This is a genomic window from Staphylococcus sp. MI 10-1553, from assembly GCF_010365305.1.
Classification (GTDB): Bacteria; Bacillota; Bacilli; order Staphylococcales; family Staphylococcaceae; genus Staphylococcus.
The window spans coordinates 1,117,202-1,142,978 of record NZ_CP048279.1; the positions used below are offsets into that span (position 1 = coordinate 1,117,202).

Below are 25,777 nucleotides of genomic sequence, written 5' to 3' on the forward strand. Positions count from 1 at the left end.
ATTAAATGAAATATAATTCAAGGAATATGCTTTGGGGACAATCTTTGTCTTTTATGGGTGATTATTGTATACTTCCAGCATTACTCATTATGTCAACTTACTATGAAAATAAATGGATGACTTCTGGTGTGGTTATTGCCAGGAGTCTTCCCCTAATTATTCAGCCATTCGTTGGTCATTTTATTGATAGGATGGATAAAATAAAAATTATGGTTATAACAGACATAATCAGAGCTATATTATTTTCTATACTATTGGTAATACCATTAGGTGAAAATCCTATTCTATTTATATCCATACTGTTTCTATCGTATTTTGCGGGTATATTTTTTAATCCAAGTAGACTTGCGACCATGTCTCTACTAGGTGAGGATATTAAAATAGTTAATATATTATTTGCACGCTATACATGTGTATTTATAACTGTTGGAGCATTATTAGGTGTATTATTTGTCTATATTGGTAACATAAAGTTATCAATTTTGCTTAATGTAATAACATTTTTAATTTCAGCTTTTTTTCTATACAATATTAAAATACCAAAAACAAAAAATAGAATTGAGTCGATAACTTCTAGGGAATTATTTAAGGGGTTTAGCCATATTGTAAATAATAAATATATATTTAATGCTATATATACTATGTTTTTAATGGCATTAATGTGGGGGATTATATATAGTTGGTTTCCCATTATTGGTAGTAAATTAGATGAAGATATAGGAACTTTTCTAATAACTATAGCTATTGGAATTGGTGGTTTATTTGGATCTATAATTGTCTCTAAAATTGGGTTTAATTCTAAAAAAGGTATCATATTATTTTCACTATTTAGTATTGGATCGTTATTATTTTTTATATTAAGTCCAAATTTTTTGGTTGGGTTTTTAACGGCTATAATATTTTTCGCTAGTATGGAGTATGGTGAAGTAATTGCAAAGGTAAATGTTCAAGAAAATGCGGAAAGTATTTATCAAGGTAGAATATTTTCTGTTTCGGAATCTATAATAGGGATTTCTATTTCAATGGGTTCTATTCTGATAAATATATTTACGACTAAAATAGTAAGTATAATGGTTGTAATATTAGTGTTATTTTATTTAGTAAATTCAATCATTATATATAGAGAGAAGATTATAAATGAATAATTTAACATTTTCTGACTATTTTTATGAGATATCTTCAACTTCTTATGATGGAGAAAAAAAATTAATAAATTTAGGACAGGGTAATCCACATATTAATATTGAAAAAGAAGCATTGCAGTTGCTTAAAAGATTAATAGACAATCCTAAATCACATATATATCCTCAAGCAAGTGATGAGAATATATTAAGAGAATCTTTAATGAAAAGGTATAATAGCTTATATAATATAAATATAACTACCTAAAGATATAACAATAGTTAGTGGAGCTAAAAAAGCATTTTACTTAATATGTAATGTTTTATTGGACGACAGATCTAAAGTTTTACTTATAGATCCAGCATATCCTGATTATCAGAGAGCTATATTAAATTTCACTCAAAATATATATAAATTAGATGCCAATAATAGACTACCTAATGTATCTGATATTGAAGAAATGGTGAGATCTAAAGGAATAAACGTCATTATTTTTAACTATCCTAATAATCCAACAGGTACAATAGCTAATACAGATTTTTGGGAAAGAGTTCATAATTTATCAAAAATATATAACTTAAAAATAATAAATGACTTTACATATAGTGACTATGTCTATACAGATACATCTAGCAGTATGTTTAGTTCTTTAAATAATGTAAGCAATGATTATATGTATGAAATTTATTCATTTTCAAAGAATTTTACTATTCCTGGATGGCGAATAGCAGCAATAATATGCTCACAAAGAAATATAGAAAAAATTAATTTTTTAAACAATATAATGGAATCTGGGATATTCACACCAATGATTATAACTCTCAATCAAATGATCTTATCTAATCAAAAAAGAGTAAAAGTTAGTTTATACCATAAGAAAGCTAAGTTACTTTGTAAGAAAATACAAACACTAACAAATTGGGAATGTAGTGTACCTGATAGTGGAATGTTTCTATGGATAAAATTAAAAAATATTAATTCTTGGGAATTTTTTAAGGAAAAGATGGAAAATGAGAATTTAATTATATTACCAGGTATACTGTATGGTGAAAAATATATTAATTTTATAAGATTATCACTAAATTTTAATTTACACGAAATAGATGAAATTATCACTAGATTAGTAAATGGAGAAAAATATGATGAGATTAGCTAATATGAGAGAGAAAATAAATGAAATAGATGAGGGTATAATTCATTTGCTGAATGAAAGAATGAATATATCCAAGATGATTGGAATAGAAAAAAAGATAATAATATTAAAGTGGAAGGTAGATTTAGGGAAGATGCTATTATTGAAAAGCTTTTAAATATTAATAACTTAGATGATGATTTTATTAAAGATATCTATAAAGTCTTATTCAAATGTTAATAGCGGTTTGAATATGATGTTTTATGGCGGTTTGAAAATGTCGTTTTTTAGCGGTTTAAGAATGATGTATGTTTAAACTTTTTGCGCTTTTATAATCTTTAAGTCGGTATGAATCCCCTGTTATTTTAAATATTTTTGAATGATGAATGAGTCTATCAATTTAATAGTCAATGATAAATGATATGATTATCAAAAAGCACCACACTAATGAAATCATATCATCAAATACATCATAACACCTTATTCAAAAAAAGAAAATTGAACGGTATAGTTCAGTGATGTCAATTTTAATTAACATGCCCTTGACAAATCGTATTAAGAGACTGGGACATGACGCTATCCCAGTTTTTTATACATAGATTAAAATAATATTGATTTAATTTAGTGAAATATTTTGATGAATCTTATATCAGAACTAGCTTTCATTTGGTGTATTTGATGGCATGTTGCCTAATGGCTGAGACTCCTGAGGGATAAATCAAAGGCTTAAATGTGGTTTCTGATTATTAACAGAGACTACTGTTTAACGCAGTAGCTGCCTGACTTCTCAATGCTCGTGCTTTTGAGAAGTCTAGTCAGCCTTGCGGGGGCAGTACTACGAAATCTTTGTTACACATGAGATTTCTGTACTGCTCCCGAAAATCCAATTTGCCTTCACTTTAATTTATCAAACTTAGGCAAATCTAGTTGAAGCTTCAGCGCCTCGGAGAGCGAAGTCATAATGGTAATCATGAAAATCAAAATTGTTATGAGAGCAATTGCAGAAATATGAAACGTAAGATCATATAAATTTTTTATATCAACGCTGTTACTTCACTTTATAACGCAACAGTAAAATACGATAAATCAACAAAATCTCATAAATGGTATGACTTTTAACTTGGTTGTCATCAAACTCATTCAAACCTTTAACCGAATTCTTCAATGTCGAAGCTGCTTTTTTCTCCGGTTTAAACGTGCCGCAATTAAAAATTTGGTCCATCCGCTGTGATATCGAAATCATCGCTATTTTCTCTTCGTCTGTAAAAATCATCATCGCATCATTTGGTAAATAAATAATATTCGACAAATGTGTAATCATCAGTCGATTTTCATGCGCACGATTCGTCAAACGTCTTAAACGCAACCATTCATCGGATTGACTGCGACTTTTATGATAATTTAATTCATCTTTTTGATATCCCAGTAATTCTTCAATACGTGAGTTCAATACATGTAACTTTTGTACCGCTTGATCACTTTTTTTAGAGTGAAATAATCCGATGACAAGTTCTTTCATACGCGTATCAAATAAATGATAAATTTCACGTTCTGATTTTTCGATAAGGACATCGATTTGATCGTAGTATTTCGGTGGCAAAATGATAAAGTTCACCAGTCCGGCTGTACCTAATCCTATGAAGGCTGTTAATAAGCGTGAAAAAAAGTTAAAATAATAATCTTCGTGTATATCTGGAATCATTGCTAAAGCGGTAAGTGTCGCAACCGTTATCCCGACGTGTAAGTTCAAGCGAATACAAAGTAAGATTGTCAAAGTTGCAGTTAAACCATAAGTGAGCGCTGAGTCATCACCTAAAAAGTAAGTACAGACGACAGCGATAAATGCACCAATGACTGTTGCTGGAAGTCGTTTGTAACCTTTTCGAATGGAAGCTTTAACTGTAGGTTCTATTGTCACTACTGCTGATAATATAGCAAAAATGGGGTTAAGATTCAGTGATAAGCAAAATAATGCAGTTAAAAATGTAGCTAAACCGGTTTTAATCGTACGGGCACCTACTAAATTTTTGTACCATTTTTCCTTCATAATTCAAAATCTCCTGTTCCATACTTCATTATTAGTATATCAAAATTTTTTTGTTATAATAAGGACTGTATAAACTTTTAGAAGGAACGGGATAACAATGATAGTAAAAACAGACGAAGAATTACAGGCATTAAAAGAAATAGGCGCGATTTGTGCTGAGGTTCGTGATACAATGCGTGAAGCGACTAAGCCAGGCGTGACAACGAAGGAACTCGACCAAATCGCTAAAGATATGTTTGAACAAGCGGGTGCTATTTCTGCCCCGATTCATGATGAAAATTTCCCTGGACAGACATGTATTAGTGTTAATGAAGAAGTCGCACACGGGATTCCAAGTCAACGTGTCATTCGTGAAGGTGACTTGGTGAATATTGATGTATCAGCATTGAAAAACGGTTATTACGCGGATACAGGCATTTCTTTCGTTGTAGGTGAAACGAGTGAGCCGATGAAGCAAAAAGTATGTGACGTTGCAGAAGAAGCTTTTGAAGCCGCAATGAAAAAAATTAAGCCTGGATCTAAAATCAGTCAAATTGGTAAAGCAGTTCATGCTGTCGCGCGTAAAAATGATCTGACTGTTATTAAAAACTTAACAGGTCATGGTGTAGGTCAATCTTTACACGAAGCCCCTGCACACATTTTAAATTATTTCGATCCACATGAAAAAATGTTATTAAAAGAAGGGATGGTACTTGCCGTTGAGCCGTTCATTTCTTCTAATGCGACATATGTGACTGAAGGTAAAAATGAGTGGGCGTTTGAAACGAAAGATAAAAGTTATGTCGCTCAAATTGAACATACTGTCATTGTGACAAAAGACGGTCCTGTACTAACAACAAAAATCGACCGCGATGAATAGTTTCGGACTTAAGTCTTAATGGGAAATGGTTCTGTAGCCTATTATCAAGGTTATAGAACCATTTTATAATAGGGGTAACGTTAGAGGTGATTCTAAAATGTTACAACTATTAAAAAGCTATTTCGAAAGGTTTTTTCATGATGTTTATCAACAACTGTTTCATCAATACTTGAATCGATTAGATATAAAAATTCAAAACATTGACTGTGCTATGGCTTATATCGAACGCAAAAAATGTCAAATGCGGATGATGATTGACAGAAGAACGATTGAATTGGAAAATAAATATATCGACTTAATGAATGAATATCATCTCTCAAGTGCGAAAGTGATTGAGGGTGGAGACATCAATTCGATTAAAAGTGATTTGAATGACATTGAAAAAGAGTATGCGCAATTGGAAAATTACTTCCTCAAGTTAAGAGAAGATAAAGGTTTGATGAAAAAGGAATGTGATTTTGTTCAATCTTTAATGTATGCATACTAGAAAGGTGGAAATATGACACAAAAATATATTTCGACCGAATTACTCATTATTTTTACTGCACTGATGATTATTGCGAACCTTTACTATATCTTTTTTGAGAAAATTGGGTTCCTCTTCGTATTATTATTAGGCAGTATTTTAATGTATGTCGGTTATATTTACTTTCATAAAGTGCGTGGATTACTATTCTTTTGGATTGGCGCATTAATGATTTTATTTACATTATTATCAAATAAATACACACTCGTCATACTGTTCTTATTTATGATTATCGTTGCGGTGCGCTATGTGATTTACAAAAGACGACCACTTGAAATATTATCAACAGAAGACACTACGCAAACACCTTCATTCATAAAACAAAAATGGTTTGGCGAACAAAAAACACCAGTCTATGTTTATAAATGGGAAGATTTGCAAATTCAACATGGGATTGGTGATGTTGTTGTGGACATGACCAAAGCGGCGAATTTAAAAATGCAAAACCATGTCGTCATTCGTCATGTTGTAGGAAAAGTGCAAGTCGTGGTACCACTCAATTATAATGTGAATTTGAATGTGGCTGCATTTTACGGCAATGTCACTTTAGATCAACAGCGTTTTAAAGTTGAAAATAATAACATTTTGATGCAATCACGGTATAAACCAGAAAACTATACCGTCAACATCTTCGTCTCAACATTTATAGGTGATGTTGAGGTGGTTTATCGATGAATCACTACGTCCGAGCGATAGGTTCGATGCTAATTCTTGTATATAGTATGCTCACAGCGTTTTTCTTTATTGATAAAGTGTTTACAAATATTATTTTCTTTCAAGGCATGTTTTATACACAAATTTTAGGAATTCCTGTTTTTATCTTTTTGAATTTAGTCGTCATTTTTTTATGTATTATTGTGGGCAGTGTGTTAGCTTATAAAATCAATCAACAAAATGATTGGGTCAAGCAGCAAATCGTTCGTGCTTTTGAAGGCGAAACAGTAGGAATCAATGACCAACAACTTGAGCTGTACAATGAAACGATTGAATTGTATCAAGCACTCGTCCCATTGAATCAAGAATTGCATAAAATGCGGATTAAAACACAAAATTTAACGAATGAAACGTATAACTTAAATGATTTAAAGGTGAAAAAGATTATTGAAGATGAACGACAGCGTTTAGCACGAGAATTGCATGATAGTGTGTCGCAACAACTTTTCGCGGCAAGTATGATGTTGTCTGCAATCAAGGAAACGGATTTAGCATCACCGTTAGATCAACAAATTCCAACGTTAGAAAAAATGGTTCAAGACTCACAACTTGAAATGCGCGCACTGTTACTTCATTTGAGACCTATAGGATTGAAGGACAAATCGTTAGGTGAGGGGATTAAGTCGCTCGTGACGGATCTACAACGCAAAGTGCCCATTAAAGTTGTTCAAGAAATTGATGAGTTTGAAGTGCCTAAAGGAATTGAGGATCACCTCTTTAGAATTACCCAAGAAGCGATTTCCAATACGTTACGACACGCTGAGGGGACGCAAGTAACGGTAGAATTACTTAACCGCAATGATTATTTATTGTTGCGTATACAAGATGACGGCATTGGATTTGATGTCGATGATAAGTTAGAACAAAGTTACGGATTAAAAAATATGCGCGAACGTGCAATAGAGATTGGTGCCACGTTTCATATCGTCTCATTACCTGATGCAGGGACGAGAATAGAAGTGAAAGCACCACTTGAAAAGGAGGAACAGCATGACAATTAAAGTATTATTTGTTGATGATCATGAAATGGTACGTATAGGGATTTCAAGTTATTTATCAACACAACCCGATATCGAAGTTGTGGGGGAAGGCGCCTCAGGTAAAGAAGCGATCGCAAAAGCCCACGAACTCAAGCCTGACTTAATTTTAATGGATTTAGTGATGACTGATATGGACGGCGTTGAAGCGACAATGCAAATTAAGAAAGATTTGCCACATATTAAAGTCGTGATGCTGACAAGTTATATTGAAGATAAAGAAGTGTATCGTGCATTAGATGCCGGTGTAGATAGTTATATTTTAAAAACGACAAGTGCAAATGATATTGCGGAAGCAGTACGTAAAACGAGTCGTGGTGAGTCTGTATTTGAAGCGGAAGTATTAGTGAAAATGCGCAATCGAATGAAGCAACGCGCGGAGTTATATGAGTTGTTGACTGAGCGTGAGATGGAAATTTTATTATTGATTTCAAAAGGCTATTCGAACCAAGAGATTGCAAGTGCGTCACATATTACGATTAAGACGGTGAAGACGCATGTGAGTAATATTTTAAGTAAGCTTGAGGTGCAGGATCGTACGCAAGCGGTCATTTATGCTTTCCAACACGGCTTGATTGAGTAGGACAAATAAACAAAGGAGCTAGGATATGACGTCCCAGCTCCTGGTCTATATTATTTAATTTTGATATGTTTCAGCGCGTTCGTAACCGTTGTGCACAAGGTCTAATTCACCGGTATGCGGGTCAATGACAAGTCCATGAACAGGCACTTTATTATCAAATAGCGGATGTTCATAAATCATTTCAATGTTGTGCTTCACGTTATCATAAACATCGTCAAAGCCTTTTAAAAAGTTGGAAACATCGATGCCAGAGTAATTAAGAATATCGATCACTTGTTGGTCGACACCGCGCTCTTGCATCGTTGTCATCACTTCCTCGACATTAATATTCCCCATGCCGCAATCTTTATGTCCCATTATAATAATTTCTTCTGCACCTAAAGCATAGATGCCTACGAGTAAACTTCTCATTGTTGAACCGAATGGATGGCTAATCGTAGCCCCTGCATTTTTAACGACTTTTAAATCTCCATTATTGAAACCGAGTGCTTTAGTTGATAAATCTTGCAAACGTGTATCCATACAAGTGAGTAATACCGCTTTTTTTGAAGGTGTTTTACTTGTTGTATAAGCTTCGTACGCTTTATTCGCCACAAATTCTTCGTTGTATTCTAAAATGTGTTCTAGTAATGTCATTAGACTTCCTCCCAAGATTTGTACAGCGTTGATTAATCTTTTGTTGTTTTAATATGCTTTGAACGACCTGTATTCGTGCGTTCGACTTCTTCTGGTTCTTTGTATTGTGGTGCACGGTTTGTTGACGTTGTAGCTTCATGTTGTTCATGTATTGACTTAGAATCCGTGTCTTGTGCTTTATCGATATGGTGCGTGTCGTTCGTTTCTTTACGATCATCCACTTGTTTGTCTTCTTTTTCACCATAGTTATTATGCGCTTCGGCTAACGCTTCTTCATCTTGAGCTTCAAGTTCATCATATGTTTCTTCTTCAGGTGTTTTTCCTTTAATGACTTTACGTTGATGAACAATAGCGTTGATTTCAGCACCAATAATTAAAATAAAGCCAGTGATGTACAACCATAACATTAAGACGATAACGCCTCCGATACTGCCATATGTTTTAGAGTAGTTGGCAAAGTTTGATACGTAAAAACCAAATGCCAATGAACCTACAATCCATACAATCGTTGAGAACAGGGAACCAGGAATAACAGATTTAAATCTAATTTTCACATTTGGTGCTAGTGTATAAATAATTGTAAAGACAATAAGTACAGCTAATACAGGAAGGGCAGTACGTAACAGGCTAAAGACCCAACGGACTTGCTCGTCAAGGCCTAATGGTCCGAATAATAAGTTACCGATTTGCTCACCAAACGTAAATAAGACGAGTGTGAGTGGTAATGTCATACCAATTAATAATGTGAAGAAAATAGCTAACAATTTCGATACGACAAAGTTACGACTATCTTCTACATCATAAGCGACGTTAAAAGCGTTCATCATCGCAGTCATCCCATTAGATGCTGTCCACAATGCTAAGATCAACCCGACTGAGAGTAGACCACCACTTGCATTACCCATGACATCATCAATAATACCCGTAATGATGGAAGCCGTTTCTGCAGGTGCATTGTTTGAAATTTGTGCTGTAATCGTATCGCGATCAATGTTAAAGAGCGGTACGAGTGATAAGATGAAAATCAACATTGGGAATAGCGACAACATAAAATAATAAGCGAGTTGTGCGGCTAATCCAGATGCATCATCTTTTCCGATACGATAAATTAAATAGCTAAAAAAGCTCGGACGATCCGTATATTTGGCTGGTTTGTTAATTCTTGAAACGAAAAATGTTTGATTTTCTTTTGGCGCTTCTTTAGATTGAAACGGTTGAGGCTTTACGAATTTGTGTTTTTTGTCCGTTTCACCTGTAGCATCTCCTTTTCGATCAGGAGAGGGCGCTTCTTCTTTTTGATTTTGATCATTATCGTCATTAGAAATTGTATTTTTGATTTTATCAATGAAGCCTTCTGACTGTTGTTCGTTTTTAGACATAGCTAAACTCCTTATCTTAAAAATTAAAAGGGGGCAATCTACAAGGCATCATAAAATGTGCATTGAAATTGCCCCAGGGTATGACAGACGACATCAAACATATGAACGACATATAAAGTCAATGCATTGAAATGTTAACGTATCAATGTGAGTCATATCAGGTGCTCGTACTAAAGATGTCATTGTCATCCAACGATTAATCTAACAATGTTTAGATTAAAGACCAATTTGTTTGTTGTTTTTGCGTTCCATAAACGTATCTTTTGCATTGCGTAAAGAACGTTCTAATTCTGGATTATTACGACGAATTTCGTCAAACGTATTTTTCCAGTATAATACTTCATCTTTCACTTGAGTGAACTTAGAAGGTTGGCTTGAACGTTGACCCGTTTTAATGTTGTTCACTGAAGTTTTCACAGAACGGCGTGTGTTTTTGTCGATTAACGCAATCGCACCGCCAACTGTAGCCCCAATTAAGATTCCAGGTAATAATTTGTTTTGCATAATGATGTTACCCCTTTCGCGTGTCTTTAAGAATATGGTCTATTAAATGATCCGTTGATGATTGTATCATTTCATAAACGCCTTCAAAATTATTTGTGTAATATGGGTCTGGAACGTCTGTTTCATCCATATCACTGAATTCAAGCAATTTGTACAACTTCCCTTTAAGATGAGGATTAATATCTTTAATATTATCTACATTGCTTTGATCCATTGCAATAATGTAATCAAAATCATCCGTTTGTGTAAATAATTCGCTAATCATCCCATCGAAAGGAATGTCATGTGCTTTTAAAATATTTTGTGTACCTTGATGAGGGGGTTCACCTAAATTCCAGCGACCTGTCCCTCTCGAGTATACTTCAATGTCGTCAATATTGCGATTCTTTAGACGTTGGCGCATGATTGCCTCAGCCATAGGAGATCGACAAATATTACCTAAACATACAAAAGCAACTGTTGTCATGTAGATAACCTCCATGTTCTAATCTATATGCCCATTTTAGCCTTTTTTAAAACAATTCGAAAGTGATAGCGACAAAAATTTTTCAAATATTCATCACTTTGATAAAATATTGGAGACGAAAGGATGAGATAAATGTCAAAAACTATTGAAGAAATGATTATAGAAATACGCGATCGTTTGAATTTAGTTAACCCGGGATTAATTGATCCAGAAAACTATAGTGAAAATGATCGTGAAGATATAGAAGATATACACGCGTTTGTCACTTCGAAACGTGAATTTACACCACGTGAAATGACAGGTATTACTGAAGCATTAGGTGATATTCGCAAGTAATTCGAATGGGGAGGTTTTTATATGACAATTGAGAAACGATTACAACAATATGCTAAATTACTCGTACGTGTAGGGATGAACGTACAACAAGGTCAACCTGTATATATTCGTACATCTGTAGAAACTGTTGACTTCACACGTTTAATTGTAAAAGAAGCTTATGCAGCAGGGGCATCAGATGTAAGAGTGAAATATGAGGATCCTCAAGTTAAGCGTCTGACATACGAAAATGAGCCGACATCATTTTTTGAACAAGAGGTCAAAGGCTATGATGTGGATGAACGCATGGATTACGTGAACCGTGGTGCATGTATGCTAGCGTTGTTATCAGAAGATCCAGATTTGTTGAATGGCATTGATTCTGACAAATTAAAGGCGGCACAACGTCAATACGCAAAAGCTTTTAAACCTTATATGATTGCAGCACAAAAAAATAGTTTCCCGTGGCTTGTAGCAAGTTATCCTTCTCAAGCATGGGCAAACCGTGTGTATCCTGAGTTAAATGATGAAGAAGCGATGGCGCGATTTTTAGAAGATATTTTAAGTATTGTACGCGTTGATGGCAATGACCCAATCGAAAACTGGGAAAAGCATGCGAAAAACTTAAAATCACGTGCTGCGATGTTAAATGACAGAGCTTATACAGCGTTTCATTTCGTTTCAGAAGGGACGGACTTACATATTGGCTTACCAAAAGGCCATATTTGGGAAGAACCGATGAGCTATACAGAAAAAGGGCAAGGCTTTATTGCTAACATTCCAACTGAAGAAGTGTTCACTGCACCTGATTGCAACAACGTAAACGGCTATGTCACAAATAAATTACCGCTCAGTTATAATGGCACAATTATTGACGGTTTCACATTGACGTTTAAAGATGGTGCTGTTGTTGATTTTGAAGCAGCACAAGGAGAAGCAGTTTTAGCGGATTTACTCGATACAGACGAAGGTGCACGTCGTTTAGGTGAGGTCGCATTAGTGCCAGATGATTCACCGATTTCAAATAAAAACACTATTTTCTTTAATACATTGTTTGATGAAAATGCATCGTGCCATATCGCTTTAGGTGCCGCATATGCGTTTAATTTGCAAGGCGGGACTGAAATGACGGCAGAAGAACTGAAAGCCCACGGTTTGAACGATTCTTTAACACATGTGGACTTTATGATTGGTAGTAGTGATCTTAATATTTACGGCGTACTTGAGGATGGTACAGAAGAACAAGTATTTAAAGATGGAAATTGGGTTAATTAAACATATTGAGGTGACGACATGGCAAAAATAGATAAAAAAGCGATGCAAGATTCGAAAGTTTATAAATCGAGACAAGTGTTTCCACAAGATACAAATCATCTCGGGACGTTGTTCGGTGGTACGATGATGGCAAATATTGATGAAATTGCGGCAATTTGTGCAATGAAACATGCGAATCAAACTGTCGTGACGGCTTCTACAGATTCAGTAGACTTTTTAAAACCGATTCGTAACGGCGACATTTTAACGTATATCGCGATGGTTTCATATTCAGGTAGTTCATCAATGGAAGTTTGTGTTCAAATTTTAATTGAAGATATTCCGAACAATAAGCAAGAGTTAGCAGCACTCAGCTTTTTAACTTTTGTAGCATTGGATGATGATGGAAAGCCAACACAGGTGCCTGCAGTATATCCTGAAACAGATGCAGAAAAATGGTTTCATGAAACAGCTGAAGCACGTGTGGCACGCCGAAAAGCACGTCGTAAAGAAAGTAAACAAACACTGCAATTTATTTCAGAATTAGAATTTAAGCAATAATCAATAGAAAGGCTGGGAAACGTTGATATGCTCCCCAGCCTTTATCGTACTCATGTATTGATTATTCATGATTGATTAAAAAGTGTGTGCATGCGTGCTTCTTGTGCTTTAAAATCAACATTTGGATAGTACATATTTTTAACAAGAATGTTCGGTCCAAGACATTCAAATTTTGGACAATGACAATTAATCGCCTGAGCTAACGGACTATCCAACCATCTTTGGAATACATCAGTCAATTGATCATGACGAATATTAGAAATCGTTCCTGTTTCATCACCAAAGTCTGTCACAATGACGTTCCCTGTAAACACATTCACATTTAAACGACTGCGACCATCTGGATCATTACGTATCGTGACGTTCGGTGCTTGTTTTAACTTTTGACGTAACTTCGCATCTGCTTCATCTTGCAAACAAGGGAATATCGGCAGTGTTCCAAACAACATCCATGTATTTGGATTACGCACATCTAATAAATGCGAAATGGCTTCTTTCATCGTTTTCAAATCGAGTACTTCCAATTGGCTCGCAAAATCAGCAGGGTACATCGGATGAATTTCATGGCGTTGACATTTCATATCGTTCACGACTTCGCGATGAATAGACGTGAGATGTGGATAGGTACTTTTGTTTAACATCGTTTCTGCTGAGACGAACATGCCTTGCTCACTTAAAGTACGTGCGTTTGAAATCATTTGTTCATACAATTTCAATTTCGCTTTTAATGGCGGTTGCTTTTCCATCGCACCGAAGCCGACTTCAGTAAATGTATCAATCGTGCCCCAATTGTGTGAAATATGTAGCACATCAATATATTCTGCAATATCCAAGTAACGGTCTAACGGTAAAGTTAAATTCGAATTTAATTGGACGTATATGCCACGTTGATAAGCGTACTTTAATAATGGTTTAACCACTTCACGAATTGATTTTTTTGAAAACACGGGCTCGCCACCTGTAATAGAAATCGTACGTAACGTTGGAATCTCATCTAAACGTTGTAAAATTAATGACATCGGTAATGTATCGGGGTCTTTCGTTTGTAATGTATAGCCCACAGCACAATGACTACAGCGCATATTACACAGATTCGTTGTCGTGAATTCAACGTTGCTCAGCGTCAATTCATCGTATTGTTCTATATCTGTATAAGGCTCCCACGGGTCATTAAGTATTGAAATAGGCTCCTTTTGGGTCGTTAACATTATTAAAAACTCCTCATCTTAAAATACATGATCATTTGATATTTACCATTGAGGAAAATCAAATTCATGTTAATATAACTATGACAACTGCAATTATAAAGGAGAATCATAAAGTATGAAAGAGCCACAAACTATGAATCAAGTGAAAGAGAGACTTTCTCAATTTTTAGAAGAGATTGAACATGCGGATCCGAACGAGGTTGATGTCGCGGATATCGACGAATGGATTCACCTATTAGACCAACTTGAAGCGAAAGTGAATCAATTACGTAAATAAATATGGGTCAATATGTTTGAACGATATACTTTGGGGTATACAGTGAAATAGATATTGAAAAGAAAGGTGATGCAAATTATGGCAAAAGTAGCTGTATTATTAGCAGACGAATTTGAAGATGTTGAATTCACTAGCCCCAAAGAAGCACTTGAAGAAGCGGGCCATGAAACGGTAGTGATTGGTACAACTGCCAATGCTGAAATTGTAGGTAAACATGGGACTAAAGTGACTGTGGACCTATCTATTGCTGATGCAAAACCAGAAGATTACGATGGTTTATTATTACCAGGTGGATTCTCACCAGACTTATTGCGTGGTGATGCAGAACAAAGATTTGGTACTTTCGCGAAATATTTCTTAAAAGAAGATTTACCATCATTCGCAATTTGCCACGGACCACAAATTTTAATCGACACAGACGAGTTAAAAGGTCGTACTTTAACTGCTGTGCTTAATGTACGTAAAGACTTATCTAATGCAGGTGCAAACGTTGTTGACGAATCAGTTGTTGTAGATAAAAAATTAGTAACAAGTCGTACGCCTGATGATTTAGATGACTTTAACAGAGAAATTGTAAATCAATTTAAATAATAAATGGTTGATTGAGAGCGAGCGCTAGAGTTTCTAGTGTTCGCTTTTTTAGCTTTTTAATACATATCTTTACATCGGTATTGTATGAGGCATTTCCGAATGCAGAATTAACCCTCGCGTTCTTAGGAACCTAGCCTCAACTAAACTCAGCTTGATTGTAGTGTACATTAGAAGGAAGCTGAATTGGATTTTCGGGAGCTGTACAGAAATCTCATGTGTAACAAAGATTTCGTAGTACTGTCCCCGCAAGGCTGACTAGACATCTCAAAAGCGAACGCATTGAGATGTCAGACAGCTACTGCGTTAAACAATAGTCACTATCAAAGTGGAAAGTGATTACTTCAGTTAGCATATATCCCTCAAGAGTCTCGGAAAGTTCTTGCAATCTATAGTTACACCTCAAGTGTTAGATTTAAGCGTATTAAAAATACTCATTTCTCATTTTTAAATAGTCTCAAGAGCTTGCTAGGACTGTGTGATGTTTTACAGGTCGCTTAAATTTTGCCAGTTCTTACATTTTTGGTAAAGTCATATGAACATGAAATAATAAACTTTACGCTAACGCATACTTTCTTAAATATAAGATTAAACGTAAAAGTGGAAATCCGAACTCAAAACAGCCACAAAAAAACAGCACAGGTAATTTCACCCATACTGTTTGAATATGAAACGCTCTTATAAGAAACGTCTAACTGCAGTTGTTAATGATGGCATTTCGTTAAAGATAAATTTGCGATCTTCTGTTAAACTACGGTATGCCCATTTTGCATAATTAATCGCTTGTTCAGGTACGATTTTACCTGGAAGTGGCGCAGCATTTTTATCTACATACACATTGACGATTGTCGGTTTGTGTTGTTGTACAGCAGTTTGTACGATTGAATCGATGTCTTTCGGATCTTTCAATGTATAACCGACACCGCCACAAGCTTCTGCAAATTTCGCGAAGTCAATATCACTAAAGTCGATACCGTACTCTAATTCGCCAGCTTCTTGTTGTTCATATTTAATAAATGAAAGTTCGCTGTTATTAAGGACGAACAACACCATTGGTAAATTGTATTGTACCGCTGTTGAGAAGTCTTGCATAACCATTTCGAACGCACCGTCACCTGTAATACCAATCACTTGACGGCCAGGGAAGGCGATACGTGACGCAATAGCTGTTGGAAGCGCACAACCCATCGTACCGAGCCAGCTTGAAATGATGAAGTGGTTGTTCACACCTAAATTCAAGTAACGTGTTGACCAAACAGTTGATGTACCAACGTCAGCTGCAATGACCGTATCATCAGTCATGACTTTATTAATCGCATCCATCAATCGTTCAGGACGAATAGGTATAGCATCGTTATTTTTATCCTCAGTCATCCAACCTTTCCAAGTTTCACGATGGTCTAACATTTCATTTAAGAATGGTCGTTTTTCGACAGGTTGAATTGCGTCTGTTAATGCGCGTAATGCCAGTTGACTGTCCCCAACGATAGGTGCATCGACATCGAAGCGGTGACCGATTGCTTCTGGGTTTTCATCGATTTGAATCGCTGGAATGTTTTTCTTCGGTAAATAATCAATATACGGATAGTTCGTACCTGCTAAAATGAGCAAGTCCGCATTTTGCATTGCTTGGTAAGATGGTTTTGAACCAATTTTACCGAGGTTACCGAGATTATAAGGATGGTCATCACCTACAATAGTTTTGGATGGCAACGTCACGATAGTTGGAATTTTACCTTTTTCAATGAATTGACGTACTTCTGCTTTTGCATGGTCTGTCCCTTTACCGACTAAAATGACAGGGCGCTTACTTTCATTGAATAATTGTGCAGCGCGTTGAATTTCGTGATTTAAGGGTTGACGACGTTCTGGTACGTAAGGGTCAACTTCTGTAGGGAAATTGTCCTCAACTTTTGTATTTAAAATGTTGTTTGGTAAAGTCAGCACTGCAACACCTTTTTCACGGTATGCGGTACGAATCGCTTCGTCAACAATTTCGAAAATACGTGTAGCATCACTGTCTTTCAATTGATAGTTGTAAACCGCAACATCTTCAAACAATTTTGGTAAATCCACTTCTTGGAATGCTTTTGTGCCAAGTTTATGACTATCTGCTTGTCCTGACAATACAAGTTGTGGCACATTATCCATTTTTGCATCGTACATCCCGTTTAATAAATGGATGGCACCAGGTCCACCGATTGCAAGTGAGACTGCAATTTTACCAGTTAACTTAGTATAAGCGGCTGCTGCTAGACTTGCGACTTCTTCATGACGCACGTGAATAAAGTCAATATCGTTTTCAGCTGTTTTTAATCCATCGACAACAGCATCGATAGAGTCACCTGGAATACCATATACATGATCAATATCCCATGCTTTTAATGCTCTTACTAAAGCCATATTTGCTTTTACTTTTCCCATAATAATGATTACTCCTTCTGTTTCGATTCTCTTTATGACAGTTACATACCCATTTTTCCACGTTCAGTAACAATCTTCAATGTTCGTGCTCAAGCTCGTTCTACAGACTGATTTTTGCCGAAACATATAGCATATTTTTGAAGGACTTGGTAAACTCACATTATTAAGTGATTTGAAAATGAGAAAGTAGGTCATCATGTATGAAAAGAAGAGACCGAATAGCCAAGCAGTCCAAGCACTCACCTCACAATGAGCCGCATCACAATACGTATTACCAGCCTGTCGGACAACCGCCTAAGAAACAAAAGCCACGCCGTATTTTTCGCACGTTATTGTTGCTGATTGTTTTAGCGGGTGCGTTATTTATTGGCATGATGTATTTTATGGCACAGCGCGCGGATATAGATGCGTTAAAAAGTATCGAACAAAAAAGTGGTTATGTCAGTGCTTCCCAAATGCCAGATTATACAAAAGGGGCATTTATCGCTGTAGAAGATCGTCGTTTTTACAAACATTCAGGTGTAGATTATCGAGGAAGTTTACGTGCGATTTTTGCATCGGTACGTGACCGCGATCGTCTGCAAGGTGGGAGTACGATAACACAGCAACTTGCCAAAAACTATTATTATGACAATCAACAGACCGTGACGCGTAAGTTAAAAGAAATGTTTGTCGCAAAACGGATTGAACGTCATTACGATAAAGATGAAATTTTAAGTTACTATATGAATAATATTTATTATGGTGACAATCATTATACAATTGAATCTGCTGCGAATTATTATTTTGGTGTCACAACAAATGAACAAAATTATACATTACCGCATATTACTGTGTTACAAAGTGCAATATTAGCAAGTAAAGTCAATGCGCCTTCTGTATACAATGTGAATGACATGTCACCTTCATTTATTAATCGTACAAAAATGACGTTAGAAAAAATGAAGCAACAAGAATTTATTAATGAACAACAATATACTGAAGCGTTGCAACAACTTGGTGCTTAACGTATGAATATGGCATAATAAGGTCATGAAGTGTAGAGGGAATACGAGGCAACTTGTTATTTTTATGACTGCACAGCTTTAATGTTGGTCACGATGCTATCATCAGAGTGGGGTAGAGCATTGGAATCTAATTTCATTTTTAGATTTTAGCTCTACTCTTTTTGTTATTTAAAGGAGTGAAACGATGTCAAAAATCACTAAAATTGAAGTGCAAAAATATAATCATGAGCGTTTTAACATTTATATTGATAATGCATTTGCGTTGGGCATTTCAATAGATACGTTAGTGGCATTTAATATTAAAAAAGGCGATGAAATGGACACAGCGGAACTCAAAGCATTGGCCCAACGTGAGCATCAACAACAAGCGAACAATCATGCCATTCAATATTTGTCCTACCGTAAGAGAACACGTAAAGAAATTGCCACACAGCTGAGAAAAGAAGGTTTTGAAGAAGACATCATTCATGAAGCAATCGCCTATTGTGAGCGTCTCAAACTCATTGATCATCGCGATTATATAATCAGTTTAAAAAATACAATGCTACGTACGACGGATAAAGGACCGGAAGTATTTCGTCAAAAGTTACATCAAGCAGGGATTGAAGCGGATTTGATAGAAGAAGGAGTCCGTCTATACGAAGAAGAACAACCATTCGAACGTATTGTAGAAATTGGTCAAAAAATAATGGATCAAAAGAAAGGACCCACTTCAAAAGTAAGAGTGAAAGTACAACAATCTTTACAGCAAAAAGGATTCTCCCTAGACACGATATTTAAAGTGATTGATGCATTAGATTTTACACAAGACCCAGAAACTGTGGATAATTTATTGCAACGTGATTTAGAGAAAGTCTATAATAAATATCAGAAGAAATATGAAGGAAAGCCTTTATATATGAAAACGGTTGAGGCATTATTAAGAAAAGGGTATCCGTATGACGATATCCAACGAAAACTGACAGAAAGTGGTATTGATCATGATTGAAAAACGTTTAAGCGACATGGATAGACAAGAAATTTTACATGTCATCCAGACGAGTAAAGAGAAAATGCGAAAAGCTGAAATGAACGGCATCATGAATGAATATGATGTTTATGCGAATAAAGTAGTCATTGCAGAAAGCTATTTAATCGACACGAATGAAATTGAACTTGGTAAAATTTACCACCTAAAAGATGGAACAGGAAATGACTTTAAAGTCGAACGTCTCAAAGGCGTATTCGCATGGGGCTACCGCATTAATGGGGCGGAAGCTGAAGAAGGTTTACCAATTTCATTATTACAAATATAGAAGGGACTTTAGCGCATGGGGAGTTCAATTGTCTTGAAGATGATTAATGTCACACATTATTATCGTAATCAAAAAAAGCAAAATGTGCTTAAACCTTTTAGTTATCAACCAGAAGATATTGAGTTGAACAACATTTCTCTACATATTTATGAAGGTGAAGCGTTAGGGATTATCGGTGAGGCTGAATCATCTAAATCATTAATTGGTGAAATTTTAGCTGGAACTGTCGAACCTGATAAAGGAAGAATCGCACGTGCAGCATCAATGTTTTATGCGAATATGAATCAAAAATCAGTTGAAAATATTTTAGTGATTGACTATGTAAAAGATGTCATTCAACTGTATCCTTACGATGCACCTGAACATAAAGCAACACAAGTGATTAAGTATGCGCATTTAGATGGTGTGCAAAATCAACGGGTCAAAGATTTAACAGATACACAATATGCGCAGTTGTTATTCAGTTTAGCACGCGCATCAGAAGCGAAAATTGTGATTTTAAGTCATATATTGAGTGATTTAGATGAAGGTTTTTTTGAAAAAGCAAAAGTGATGGTAGAAGATTATATCGACCGCGAATGGACTTGGATTGCGATTGACAATGATGTAGAAAAAGTGAAAGCAGTGAGCAACTATTTAGCATGGATTTCACACGGTCAAGTGCGTAAAGAAGGCTCGATTAAACAAGTGCTGCCTTATTTTCTGTCACATCAACGTGATATGGCATCGTTAACGACAGCAGAAGAACGTGAACACTTTGATGAAGATTGGAAGCGGAATCGTTCACGCATGCCAGAACTTACATATAATTTTAGACGTATCGAACGTTATCGACACGCGCAACCCCCAGCCTTTTTATCGCGGATATGGACGTGGTTGGCACTGTTTTTTATTGGCATGTGTGTGGCAGGTGTATTGATTTTTACCAATTTAGGCAAAATTGCGAGCGCACCATTGGCCACACAAGCAACAATTTCGAAATCGACATCTGATCCATACGTTGATAAATTAGCTTATGGCATTGTAAACGACAGTGAAATGAATATTACGCCATTAGACAATAAAGGTAAAGAAGTGCAGTTACCACACTATGCAGTAGCGTCGATTACGGGTGAGAATAAAACGACGTACCGTATTGAAGTGGATGGCAAAAGTTATAAAGCAAACAAAGATAAATTTCTTTATTTAAATCCGGCAGCACTTTATAAAGAAGTCGATCGTAAACAGTTAGAACCTTATATGAAGGATAACTATATTAACTATGTCGATTACTTTAACAGTGCACTTCATCAATCACATAAAAAGGTGAATGAAACACTTGTGCCTGAACATCAACAACGATTTGTAGAACCGATTGTAGAACAGCCGATTTCAATGTTGTTTGATGACCGCGATCATTTACTCGGCTTTACATTTCCAATCGTGAAACAAGACAAATTTAGAGATGAATTTAATATTAAAACCGATATTTGGATGAGCAAAACAGATGCAGGTTATTTAATTGCCGATCTCAAACATTCCAAATGGATTTATATCGAATTGTAGGTGATGAGCGTGTTAGAAAACTTAATTCATTTTTTCCATAATCGAACAAGATTGTTTAGACACAGTAAATATCGCCTTCAAAAACATCGTAAATGGACAGCATTAACTTTTTTAATCGCATTCGGTTTAATGGTTTTCACCGCGATTGCTTTTCAATTTTTAGATATCGTGGAAGTGACACAAGCGACCTTTGATTATCGCCTGACAGGGCTCGTCGCTTTTGGTGTCATATGGGTTGCGATTTATATTCATTATCGCTTCTTTCCTAGAGATTATTATGTGACGCGTCACTTTAATATGAGTCCATTTTTCCATATTGTTTTGTCGAGCGTGATGAATACCGTCATATTAACTGTATTAATGAGCGTCATGGCTTGGTTAAAACCTTTGAATACAGATACGACGTGGGTAGGCGTATTCTTTTATAGTGCGATGTCGTTCATTTTTATCTTCATCATGTCATATTTACTTGGTTTAGTGTATGTGCTCTATCCAAAGTTAGACCGCGTTTTTATATTGATCATGATTTTGACATTTTTACTCGTGCCAATTCTTTATATTCCACCTAATAGTAACGGTTGGGTGACACATATTATGATGCTGAACCCGATGTATTATTTAGTCAATGGGATGCAACAAGCTGTTATCGTTGGCCATGAAGCCATGAATCATCTCGGTTATCATCTTTATTTCATGTGTTTCATTGGACTAATAATTGTCTTCTGTTATGCATTAAAAGATTATGTATCACAATTAAGACCAAACGAACACCATCAATCAGAAGGACAAAAAGAAAAAGCAGAGTAAAACAATAAGCTGTGAAACAACGACATCACATCGTTGAACACAGCTTTTGTTTGATGTTATATACATGATAGGGGGAGGCACATTTTTAATTATAAGATAAAGGGATATGAAGCTTTAACGAAGCACCATGAATACAAGTTGTTATTTGAATTAAATAAATGTGCATTGTTGCGATATTCAAAGATTGTAAGAACAATTCTTCAATTTCAAAATAAAAAGCCTTTTAAAATTGCAAATCAGGCGAGACTCCTGAGGGATAAACCAAAGACTTAAATATGATTTCTGATATTTAACAGCGACCACTGTGTATCGCAGTAGCTGTCTGACTTCTCAATGCTTGTACTTTTGAGAAGTCTAGTCAGCCTTGCGGGGGCAGTACGACGAAATCTTTGTTGCACACGAGATTGCTGTACTGCTCCCAAAATCCACCAACGCTTCAATTAATGTAACAGTAAAATCAAAGCGTTAGTTGAAGTTTCAGTGCCTAGGAATGCGAGCCTAAAATGGCAATTAAAAAAGGCTATGAATCGATATTGTAAAGAATTGTGCTTTCAATCGTAAGGTTGTATCTGAACATCATGCAACTTTAAATGATTCTATACGACTCTGTATTAATGTGCGAGTAATTTTTTCAATAACTTCTCCTCACTAAACACCCAGCCTGTATACGAATGCTTCACTTTCAACTCTTGATCAAGATGTAAAACCGCCACAAACTGATAATGACCATCCTTCAAATAACGCAAATCAATAAAACGCAACTCAGTCGTATAAGAATCAACCTGTCTCACATGCCAACGATAGATAGAAGAAAAGTTCAGAAAAGCTTTCACATTTTTATCATATTGCGCATATTTCATAATCGCATCACTTGGAAAAGGCTGACGCTCCACCTTGTCACTAAACACAATATTACGTCCATAACTGCGACCGACATAATCGTATTTTTCAGTTTGAATTGCAATACGCCATTGCATAAAGCGAAGGGTCGGCGCTACAAAAACTTTAATCGGTGTACCGAGATGTTCCACTTGATTTAAAGCTTGTTTTTTTAACCAACTGCGCATTTGAAATCTTAAGATATAATACACAATGAGAATGATTAAAACTGGAATAAATACGACATAAGGGTGTACACCTATGGCCCAAATGGCGATACCAATGAGCAAAATCATAAAAATAATCGGATCAAATGTATTAATGACACTCAGTTGAATCCATTTACTCGAAAAAGGCCGCAATGCCTGTGTGCCATATGAGTTGAAAATATCAACAAACACATGGAGAAATACAGCGAGTTGTGCCCATAACCATACATGTAAAGGGTCGACTTGTTTGAAAAAACTATAGACTAGTAAAGTTAACAATAATGGCCAAAGTAAAGTAAAAGGAATAGAATGTGTAATGCCTCTATGATTTGAAATATATGTTGCATTATCTTTTAATTTTAGTACAGTATCACTATCAGGAATTAATGAACTCGCAATCAGTACAGTTGCCGTTGCAGCGAAGTTTCCGCTCATGGCAGCATCCGTCGTTGCGATTGCTGTAAGTCCAACGCCTATCGCGATGTGTGTGGCTGTATCCATAATGTCTCACTCTTTTCAATATAACGTAACTTTATTATAGTCGATAATTGAAATGAACAAAAATCATTAATATGTACAAGGAGAATTGAAATGTTAGATGAACTTACATTCAAGCCACATTTATTGGAATGGTTTGAAAAGGAACAACGGCAAATGCCTTGGAGAGAAACGAAAAATCCATATTATATTTGGATCAGCGAAGTGATGTTACAACAAACACAAGTCGATACGGTCCGAGATTATTATCATCGTTTTGTTGAAGCGTTTCCGACAATTGAAGATTTGGCAAATGCGCATGAGGACGATGTATTAAAACTTTGGGAAGGTCTCGGATATTATAGTCGTGCACGTAATTTTCATACTGCCGCAAAAGAAGTCGTCGCATTTCATGATGGAAGCATGCCGCAACATCCGGAGACATTTTTGAAATTGAAAGGTGTCGGTCCATACACACAAGCAGCTGTGATGAGCATTGCTTTCGATTTACCGTTAGCGACAGTGGATGGGAATGTCTTTCGTGTATGGTCGCGTTTAAACGATGATGCACGTGATACAGCGCTTCAGTCGACAAGAAAAGCTTACGAAAATGAGTTGGCGCCTTATGTTGAACAGCAGTCAGGTGATTTTAATCAAGCGATGATGGAGTTAGGGGCACTCGTGTGTACACCTAAAGCGCCACTTTGTATATTTTGTCCAGTTCAAATGCATTGTGAAGCCTACGAACGCGGGACAGAATTAGAACGTCCTGTGAAAACGAAAAAGTTGAAGAAAAAAACATTGAATTTTGATGTGTATGTCATTCAAAATCAATCAGGAGACTATTTAATAGAACAGCGTACAGCGTCATTATTAAAAGGCATGTGGCAGTTTCCAATGGTTGAATATGGTGCGACTCAAGCTATAGAAAAAACGTTAGACGTCAATAATTTAACGATTCAACGTAAAAATGTTTTGAAAGTGAAACATCAATTTACACATTTGACATGGTATTTAACTGTACATACTGCAACGGTGGATGAAGCAGCATCGATCATCGCAAAAGGAAGACGATGGATGGCACCCGCTGAAAAGGATGACTACTCTTTTCCAGTTCCAATGACTAAAATATTTAACGCTATAAATGAATCGGAATAATTAAGTAATAGGATTGGAATATGATATAATAACGAGGTGAATTTTTAACAAGGTGGTGTGAGAAGTTGGTCAAATCGTGTATACCTCGCGAAGGGGAATCGATTAAAATTCAATCTTATAAACACGATGGCAATATACACCGTGTATGGTCCGAAACTACAATTTTAAAAGGAACAGCAGATGTCGTCATCGGTGGTAATGATCATACGCTTGTGACCGAAAGTGATGGCCGCACTTGGGTAACGCGCGAACCTGCAATTGTCTATTTCCATTCAGAATATTGGTTTAATGTCATTTGTATGTTTCGTGAAGATGGCGTTTATTATTATTGTAACTTATCGTCGCCTTTTGTTTGCGATGAAGAAGCTTTAAAATATATCGACTATGATTTAGATATTAAAGTTTATCCAAACGGCAAATATCATTTATTAGATGAAGATGAATATGAACAACATATGAATCAAATGAATTATCCAAAAGATATTGATATGATTTTAAGACGCAATGTTGATATTTTACAACAATGGATTGAGCAGAAAAAAGGACCATTTGCACCTGATTTTATTAAAGTGTGGCGTCAACGATTTCAAAAGGTGAAAAACTTTTAAAGTATCATGTCGTATGTAATTGAATAACAACACCGATTGGCAATGACAATGTAATACGGGAGTGAGACAACTGATATTGTTCTTACTCCCGTTCAATTCGTCATTCAAAGAGACGTGCGAAACTTATTTTATACATGATACATATGTGAGCAATGATGAC

30 protein-coding genes are annotated in these 25,777 nt (G+C 35.8%); 21 read left to right on the forward strand and 9 right to left on the reverse strand.

Annotated elements, in window-relative coordinates:
- The first annotated feature begins 5 nt into the window (after nt 1–5).
- Genes GZH82_RS04925 through GZH82_RS04940 form a run of 4 tightly spaced genes read left to right on the forward strand, consistent with a single transcriptional unit; the run spans nt 6 to nt 2,432 of the window.
- Nucleotides 6–1,145 (forward strand): MFS transporter, encoded by a 1,140-nt coding sequence (locus GZH82_RS04925; protein WP_162681561.1) that lies wholly within the window; start codon nt 6–8, stop codon nt 1,143–1,145.
- The gene (locus GZH82_RS04930) at nt 1,138–1,389 is read left to right on the forward strand and encodes a hypothetical protein (RefSeq protein ID WP_162681562.1); all 252 of its coding nucleotides are present in this window, start codon (nt 1,138–1,140) and stop codon (nt 1,387–1,389) included. Before GZH82_RS04925 ends, GZH82_RS04930 begins: the two co-directional genes overlap by 8 nt.
- A 58-nt stretch (nt 1,390–1,447) precedes the next feature.
- Entirely contained in the window at nt 1,448–2,278 is an 831-nt protein-coding gene (locus tag GZH82_RS04935) for a pyridoxal phosphate-dependent aminotransferase (RefSeq protein ID WP_238989654.1), read from the forward strand.
- Entirely contained in the window at nt 2,262–2,432 is a 171-nt protein-coding gene (locus GZH82_RS04940) for a chorismate mutase (RefSeq protein ID WP_162681563.1), read from the forward strand. The genes GZH82_RS04935 and GZH82_RS04940 overlap by 17 nt, the downstream gene beginning before the upstream one ends.
- A 117-nt stretch (nt 2,433–2,549) precedes the next feature.
- On the opposite strand, the gene GZH82_RS14510 is transcribed toward GZH82_RS04940, so the two are convergent.
- On the reverse strand, nt 2,550–2,654 hold the full coding sequence (locus tag GZH82_RS14510; RefSeq protein WP_343236285.1) for an ATP-binding protein: 105 nt from the start codon (nt 2,652–2,654) through the stop codon (nt 2,550–2,552).
- Nucleotides 2,655–3,302: 648 nt separating this feature from the next.
- Complete coding sequence (locus GZH82_RS04945; protein WP_162681564.1) at nt 3,303–4,301, reverse strand: FUSC family protein; 999 nt, start codon at nt 4,299–4,301, stop codon at nt 3,303–3,305.
- Nucleotides 4,302–4,398: 97 nt separating this feature from the next.
- On the opposite strand from GZH82_RS04945, the gene map reads away from it, so the two are divergent.
- The 5 genes from map (at nt 4,399) to vraR (ending at nt 8,020) form a co-directional block, all read left to right on the forward strand.
- Nucleotides 4,399–5,160: a type I methionyl aminopeptidase gene (map, locus tag GZH82_RS04950; RefSeq protein ID WP_162681565.1), complete on the forward strand. Its 762-nt coding sequence runs from the start codon at nt 4,399–4,401 to the stop codon at nt 5,158–5,160.
- A 97-nt stretch (nt 5,161–5,257) separates the two neighbouring features.
- Nucleotides 5,258–5,647 (forward strand): hypothetical protein, encoded by a 390-nt coding sequence (locus GZH82_RS04955; RefSeq protein ID WP_162681566.1) that lies wholly within the window; start codon nt 5,258–5,260, stop codon nt 5,645–5,647.
- Between the two features lie 12 nt (nt 5,648–5,659).
- Nucleotides 5,660–6,361 carry a cell wall-active antibiotics response protein VraT gene (gene vraT / locus GZH82_RS04960; RefSeq protein ID WP_162681567.1) on the forward strand — a complete coding sequence of 234 codons (702 nt, stop codon included), beginning with the start codon at nt 5,660–5,662 and terminating at the stop codon, nt 6,359–6,361.
- On the forward strand, nt 6,358–7,401 hold the full coding sequence (vraS, locus tag GZH82_RS04965) for a sensor histidine kinase VraS (RefSeq protein ID WP_162681568.1): 1,044 nt from the start codon (nt 6,358–6,360) through the stop codon (nt 7,399–7,401). Before vraT ends, vraS begins: the two co-directional genes overlap by 4 nt.
- Entirely contained in the window at nt 7,391–8,020 is a 630-nt protein-coding gene (vraR, locus tag GZH82_RS04970; RefSeq protein ID WP_014613482.1) for a response regulator transcription factor VraR, read from the forward strand. The genes vraS and vraR overlap by 11 nt, the downstream gene beginning before the upstream one ends.
- 54 nt (nt 8,021–8,074) lie before the next feature.
- On the opposite strand, the gene GZH82_RS04975 is transcribed toward vraR, so the two are convergent.
- From GZH82_RS04975 to GZH82_RS04990, 4 genes are all read right to left on the reverse strand, one after another.
- The gene (locus GZH82_RS04975; RefSeq protein WP_162681569.1) at nt 8,075–8,656 is read right to left on the reverse strand and encodes a beta-class carbonic anhydrase; all 582 of its coding nucleotides are present in this window, start codon (nt 8,654–8,656) and stop codon (nt 8,075–8,077) included.
- Between the two features lie 32 nt (nt 8,657–8,688).
- On the reverse strand, nt 8,689–10,035 hold the full coding sequence (locus tag GZH82_RS04980) for a YihY/virulence factor BrkB family protein (protein ID WP_162681570.1): 1,347 nt from the start codon (nt 10,033–10,035) through the stop codon (nt 8,689–8,691).
- Between the two features lie 216 nt (nt 10,036–10,251).
- Nucleotides 10,252–10,539 (reverse strand): YtxH domain-containing protein, encoded by a 288-nt coding sequence (locus GZH82_RS04985; protein ID WP_014613485.1) that lies wholly within the window; start codon nt 10,537–10,539, stop codon nt 10,252–10,254.
- 7 nt (nt 10,540–10,546) lie between these two features.
- Nucleotides 10,547–11,005 carry a low molecular weight protein-tyrosine-phosphatase gene (locus GZH82_RS04990; protein WP_162681571.1) on the reverse strand — a complete coding sequence of 153 codons (459 nt, stop codon included), beginning with the start codon at nt 11,003–11,005 and terminating at the stop codon, nt 10,547–10,549.
- 132 nt (nt 11,006–11,137) lie between these two features.
- On the opposite strand from GZH82_RS04990, the gene GZH82_RS04995 reads away from it, so the two are divergent.
- The 3 genes from GZH82_RS04995 to GZH82_RS05005 are packed head-to-tail and all read left to right on the forward strand — an operon-like array spanning nt 11,138 to nt 13,135.
- A complete protein-coding gene (locus GZH82_RS04995; protein WP_162681572.1) occupies nt 11,138–11,341 on the forward strand; it encodes a DUF1128 family protein in 204 nt (67 codons plus the stop codon).
- Between the two features lie 21 nt (nt 11,342–11,362).
- Nucleotides 11,363–12,595: an aminopeptidase gene (locus tag GZH82_RS05000; RefSeq protein WP_162681573.1), complete on the forward strand. Its 1,233-nt coding sequence runs from the start codon at nt 11,363–11,365 to the stop codon at nt 12,593–12,595.
- 18 nt (nt 12,596–12,613) lie between these two features.
- Nucleotides 12,614–13,135: an acyl-CoA thioesterase gene (locus tag GZH82_RS05005; RefSeq protein ID WP_162681574.1), complete on the forward strand. Its 522-nt coding sequence runs from the start codon at nt 12,614–12,616 to the stop codon at nt 13,133–13,135.
- A 65-nt stretch (nt 13,136–13,200) separates the two neighbouring features.
- Here GZH82_RS05005 and yfkAB read toward each other — a convergent pair whose 3' ends face one another.
- Nucleotides 13,201–14,343 carry a radical SAM/CxCxxxxC motif protein YfkAB gene (yfkAB, locus tag GZH82_RS05010; RefSeq protein ID WP_162681575.1) on the reverse strand — a complete coding sequence of 381 codons (1,143 nt, stop codon included), beginning with the start codon at nt 14,341–14,343 and terminating at the stop codon, nt 13,201–13,203.
- 115 nt (nt 14,344–14,458) lie between these two features.
- On the opposite strand from yfkAB, the gene GZH82_RS13890 reads away from it, so the two are divergent.
- Entirely contained in the window at nt 14,459–14,620 is a 162-nt protein-coding gene (locus tag GZH82_RS13890; RefSeq protein ID WP_019166471.1) for an SE1561 family protein, read from the forward strand.
- A 75-nt stretch (nt 14,621–14,695) separates the two neighbouring features.
- Nucleotides 14,696–15,211 (forward strand): type 1 glutamine amidotransferase domain-containing protein, encoded by a 516-nt coding sequence (locus GZH82_RS05015; RefSeq protein ID WP_162683004.1) that lies wholly within the window; start codon nt 14,696–14,698, stop codon nt 15,209–15,211.
- A gap of 675 nt (nt 15,212–15,886) precedes the next feature.
- Here GZH82_RS05015 and GZH82_RS05020 read toward each other — a convergent pair.
- Nucleotides 15,887–17,632 carry a pyruvate oxidase gene (locus tag GZH82_RS05020; RefSeq protein WP_162681576.1) on the reverse strand — a complete coding sequence of 582 codons (1,746 nt, stop codon included), beginning with the start codon at nt 17,630–17,632 and terminating at the stop codon, nt 15,887–15,889.
- Nucleotides 17,633–17,832: 200 nt separating this feature from the next.
- On the opposite strand from GZH82_RS05020, the gene sgtB reads away from it, so the two are divergent.
- From sgtB to GZH82_RS05045, 5 genes are all read left to right on the forward strand, one after another.
- Complete coding sequence (sgtB, locus tag GZH82_RS05025) at nt 17,833–18,639, forward strand: monofunctional peptidoglycan glycosyltransferase SgtB (protein WP_162681577.1); 807 nt, start codon at nt 17,833–17,835, stop codon at nt 18,637–18,639.
- A 184-nt stretch (nt 18,640–18,823) separates the two neighbouring features.
- The gene (gene recX, locus GZH82_RS05030; RefSeq protein ID WP_162681578.1) at nt 18,824–19,627 is read left to right on the forward strand and encodes a recombination regulator RecX; all 804 of its coding nucleotides are present in this window, start codon (nt 18,824–18,826) and stop codon (nt 19,625–19,627) included.
- Nucleotides 19,620–19,934: a YfhH family protein gene (locus tag GZH82_RS05035; RefSeq protein ID WP_162681579.1), complete on the forward strand. Its 315-nt coding sequence runs from the start codon at nt 19,620–19,622 to the stop codon at nt 19,932–19,934. The genes recX and GZH82_RS05035 overlap by 8 nt, the downstream gene beginning before the upstream one ends.
- Nucleotides 19,935–19,949: 15 nt before the next feature.
- Nucleotides 19,950–21,479, forward strand: a complete 1,530-nt coding sequence (locus tag GZH82_RS05040; RefSeq protein WP_162681580.1) for an ATP-binding cassette domain-containing protein — start codon at nt 19,950–19,952, stop codon at nt 21,477–21,479.
- Nucleotides 21,480–21,482: 3 nt separating this feature from the next.
- Nucleotides 21,483–22,286, forward strand: a complete 804-nt coding sequence (locus GZH82_RS05045; RefSeq protein ID WP_238989655.1) for a teichoic acid translocation permease — start codon at nt 21,483–21,485, stop codon at nt 22,284–22,286.
- Between the two features lie 611 nt (nt 22,287–22,897).
- On the opposite strand, the gene GZH82_RS05050 is transcribed toward GZH82_RS05045, so the two are convergent.
- Nucleotides 22,898–23,875, reverse strand: a complete 978-nt coding sequence (locus GZH82_RS05050) for a metal-dependent hydrolase (protein ID WP_162681582.1) — start codon at nt 23,873–23,875, stop codon at nt 22,898–22,900.
- Nucleotides 23,876–23,965: 90 nt separating this feature from the next.
- Here GZH82_RS05050 and mutY point away from each other — a divergent pair, with 90 nt between their 5' ends.
- Nucleotides 23,966–25,009, forward strand: a complete 1,044-nt coding sequence (mutY, locus tag GZH82_RS05055) for an A/G-specific adenine glycosylase (RefSeq protein ID WP_162681583.1) — start codon at nt 23,966–23,968, stop codon at nt 25,007–25,009.
- 65 nt (nt 25,010–25,074) lie between these two features.
- Nucleotides 25,075–25,617 (forward strand): nucleoside tri-diphosphate phosphatase, encoded by a 543-nt coding sequence (gene ntdP, locus GZH82_RS05060; protein ID WP_014613502.1) that lies wholly within the window; start codon nt 25,075–25,077, stop codon nt 25,615–25,617.
- Nucleotides 25,618–25,777: the final 160 nt, after the last annotated feature.

Coding starts and splice junctions, on each gene's coding strand:
- GZH82_RS04930 (WP_162681562.1), top strand. CDS start 1,138: ATGAATAATTTAACATTTTCTGACTATTTTTATGAGATATCTTCAACT.
- vraR (WP_014613482.1), top strand. CDS start 7,391: ATGACAATTAAAGTATTATTTGTTGATGATCATGAAATGGTACGTATA.
- GZH82_RS05040 (WP_162681580.1), top strand. CDS start 19,950: ATGGGGAGTTCAATTGTCTTGAAGATGATTAATGTCACACATTATTAT.
- recX (WP_162681578.1), top strand. CDS start 18,824: ATGTCAAAAATCACTAAAATTGAAGTGCAAAAATATAATCATGAGCGT.
- GZH82_RS04975 (WP_162681569.1), bottom strand. CDS start 8,656: ATGACATTACTAGAACACATTTTAGAATACAACGAAGAATTTGTGGCG.
- GZH82_RS13890 (WP_019166471.1), top strand. CDS start 14,459: ATGAAAGAGCCACAAACTATGAATCAAGTGAAAGAGAGACTTTCTCAA.
- sgtB (WP_162681577.1), top strand. CDS start 17,833: ATGAAAAGAAGAGACCGAATAGCCAAGCAGTCCAAGCACTCACCTCAC.
- GZH82_RS05005 (WP_162681574.1), top strand. CDS start 12,614: ATGGCAAAAATAGATAAAAAAGCGATGCAAGATTCGAAAGTTTATAAA.
- GZH82_RS04995 (WP_162681572.1), top strand. CDS start 11,138: ATGTCAAAAACTATTGAAGAAATGATTATAGAAATACGCGATCGTTTG.
- GZH82_RS05000 (WP_162681573.1), top strand. CDS start 11,363: ATGACAATTGAGAAACGATTACAACAATATGCTAAATTACTCGTACGT.
- GZH82_RS04925 (WP_162681561.1), top strand. CDS start 6: ATGAAATATAATTCAAGGAATATGCTTTGGGGACAATCTTTGTCTTTT.
- GZH82_RS04980 (WP_162681570.1), bottom strand. CDS start 10,035: ATGTCTAAAAACGAACAACAGTCAGAAGGCTTCATTGATAAAATCAAA.
- vraS (WP_162681568.1), top strand. CDS start 6,358: ATGAATCACTACGTCCGAGCGATAGGTTCGATGCTAATTCTTGTATAT.
- GZH82_RS04985 (WP_014613485.1), bottom strand. CDS start 10,539: ATGCAAAACAAATTATTACCTGGAATCTTAATTGGGGCTACAGTTGGC.
- GZH82_RS04945 (WP_162681564.1), bottom strand. CDS start 4,301: ATGAAGGAAAAATGGTACAAAAATTTAGTAGGTGCCCGTACGATTAAA.
- GZH82_RS04990 (WP_162681571.1), bottom strand. CDS start 11,005: ATGACAACAGTTGCTTTTGTATGTTTAGGTAATATTTGTCGATCTCCT.
- GZH82_RS04940 (WP_162681563.1), top strand. CDS start 2,262: ATGATGAGATTAGCTAATATGAGAGAGAAAATAAATGAAATAGATGAG.
- GZH82_RS05020 (WP_162681576.1), bottom strand. CDS start 17,632: ATGGGAAAAGTAAAAGCAAATATGGCTTTAGTAAGAGCATTAAAAGCA.
- GZH82_RS05050 (WP_162681582.1), bottom strand. CDS start 23,875: ATGGATACAGCCACACACATCGCGATAGGCGTTGGACTTACAGCAATC.
- map (WP_162681565.1), top strand. CDS start 4,399: ATGATAGTAAAAACAGACGAAGAATTACAGGCATTAAAAGAAATAGGC.
- vraT (WP_162681567.1), top strand. CDS start 5,660: ATGACACAAAAATATATTTCGACCGAATTACTCATTATTTTTACTGCA.
- yfkAB (WP_162681575.1), bottom strand. CDS start 14,343: ATGTTAACGACCCAAAAGGAGCCTATTTCAATACTTAATGACCCGTGG.
- GZH82_RS04955 (WP_162681566.1), top strand. CDS start 5,258: ATGTTACAACTATTAAAAAGCTATTTCGAAAGGTTTTTTCATGATGTT.
- GZH82_RS05045 (WP_238989655.1), top strand. CDS start 21,483: ATGAGCGTGTTAGAAAACTTAATTCATTTTTTCCATAATCGAACAAGA.
- mutY (WP_162681583.1), top strand. CDS start 23,966: ATGTTAGATGAACTTACATTCAAGCCACATTTATTGGAATGGTTTGAA.
- GZH82_RS05035 (WP_162681579.1), top strand. CDS start 19,620: ATGATTGAAAAACGTTTAAGCGACATGGATAGACAAGAAATTTTACAT.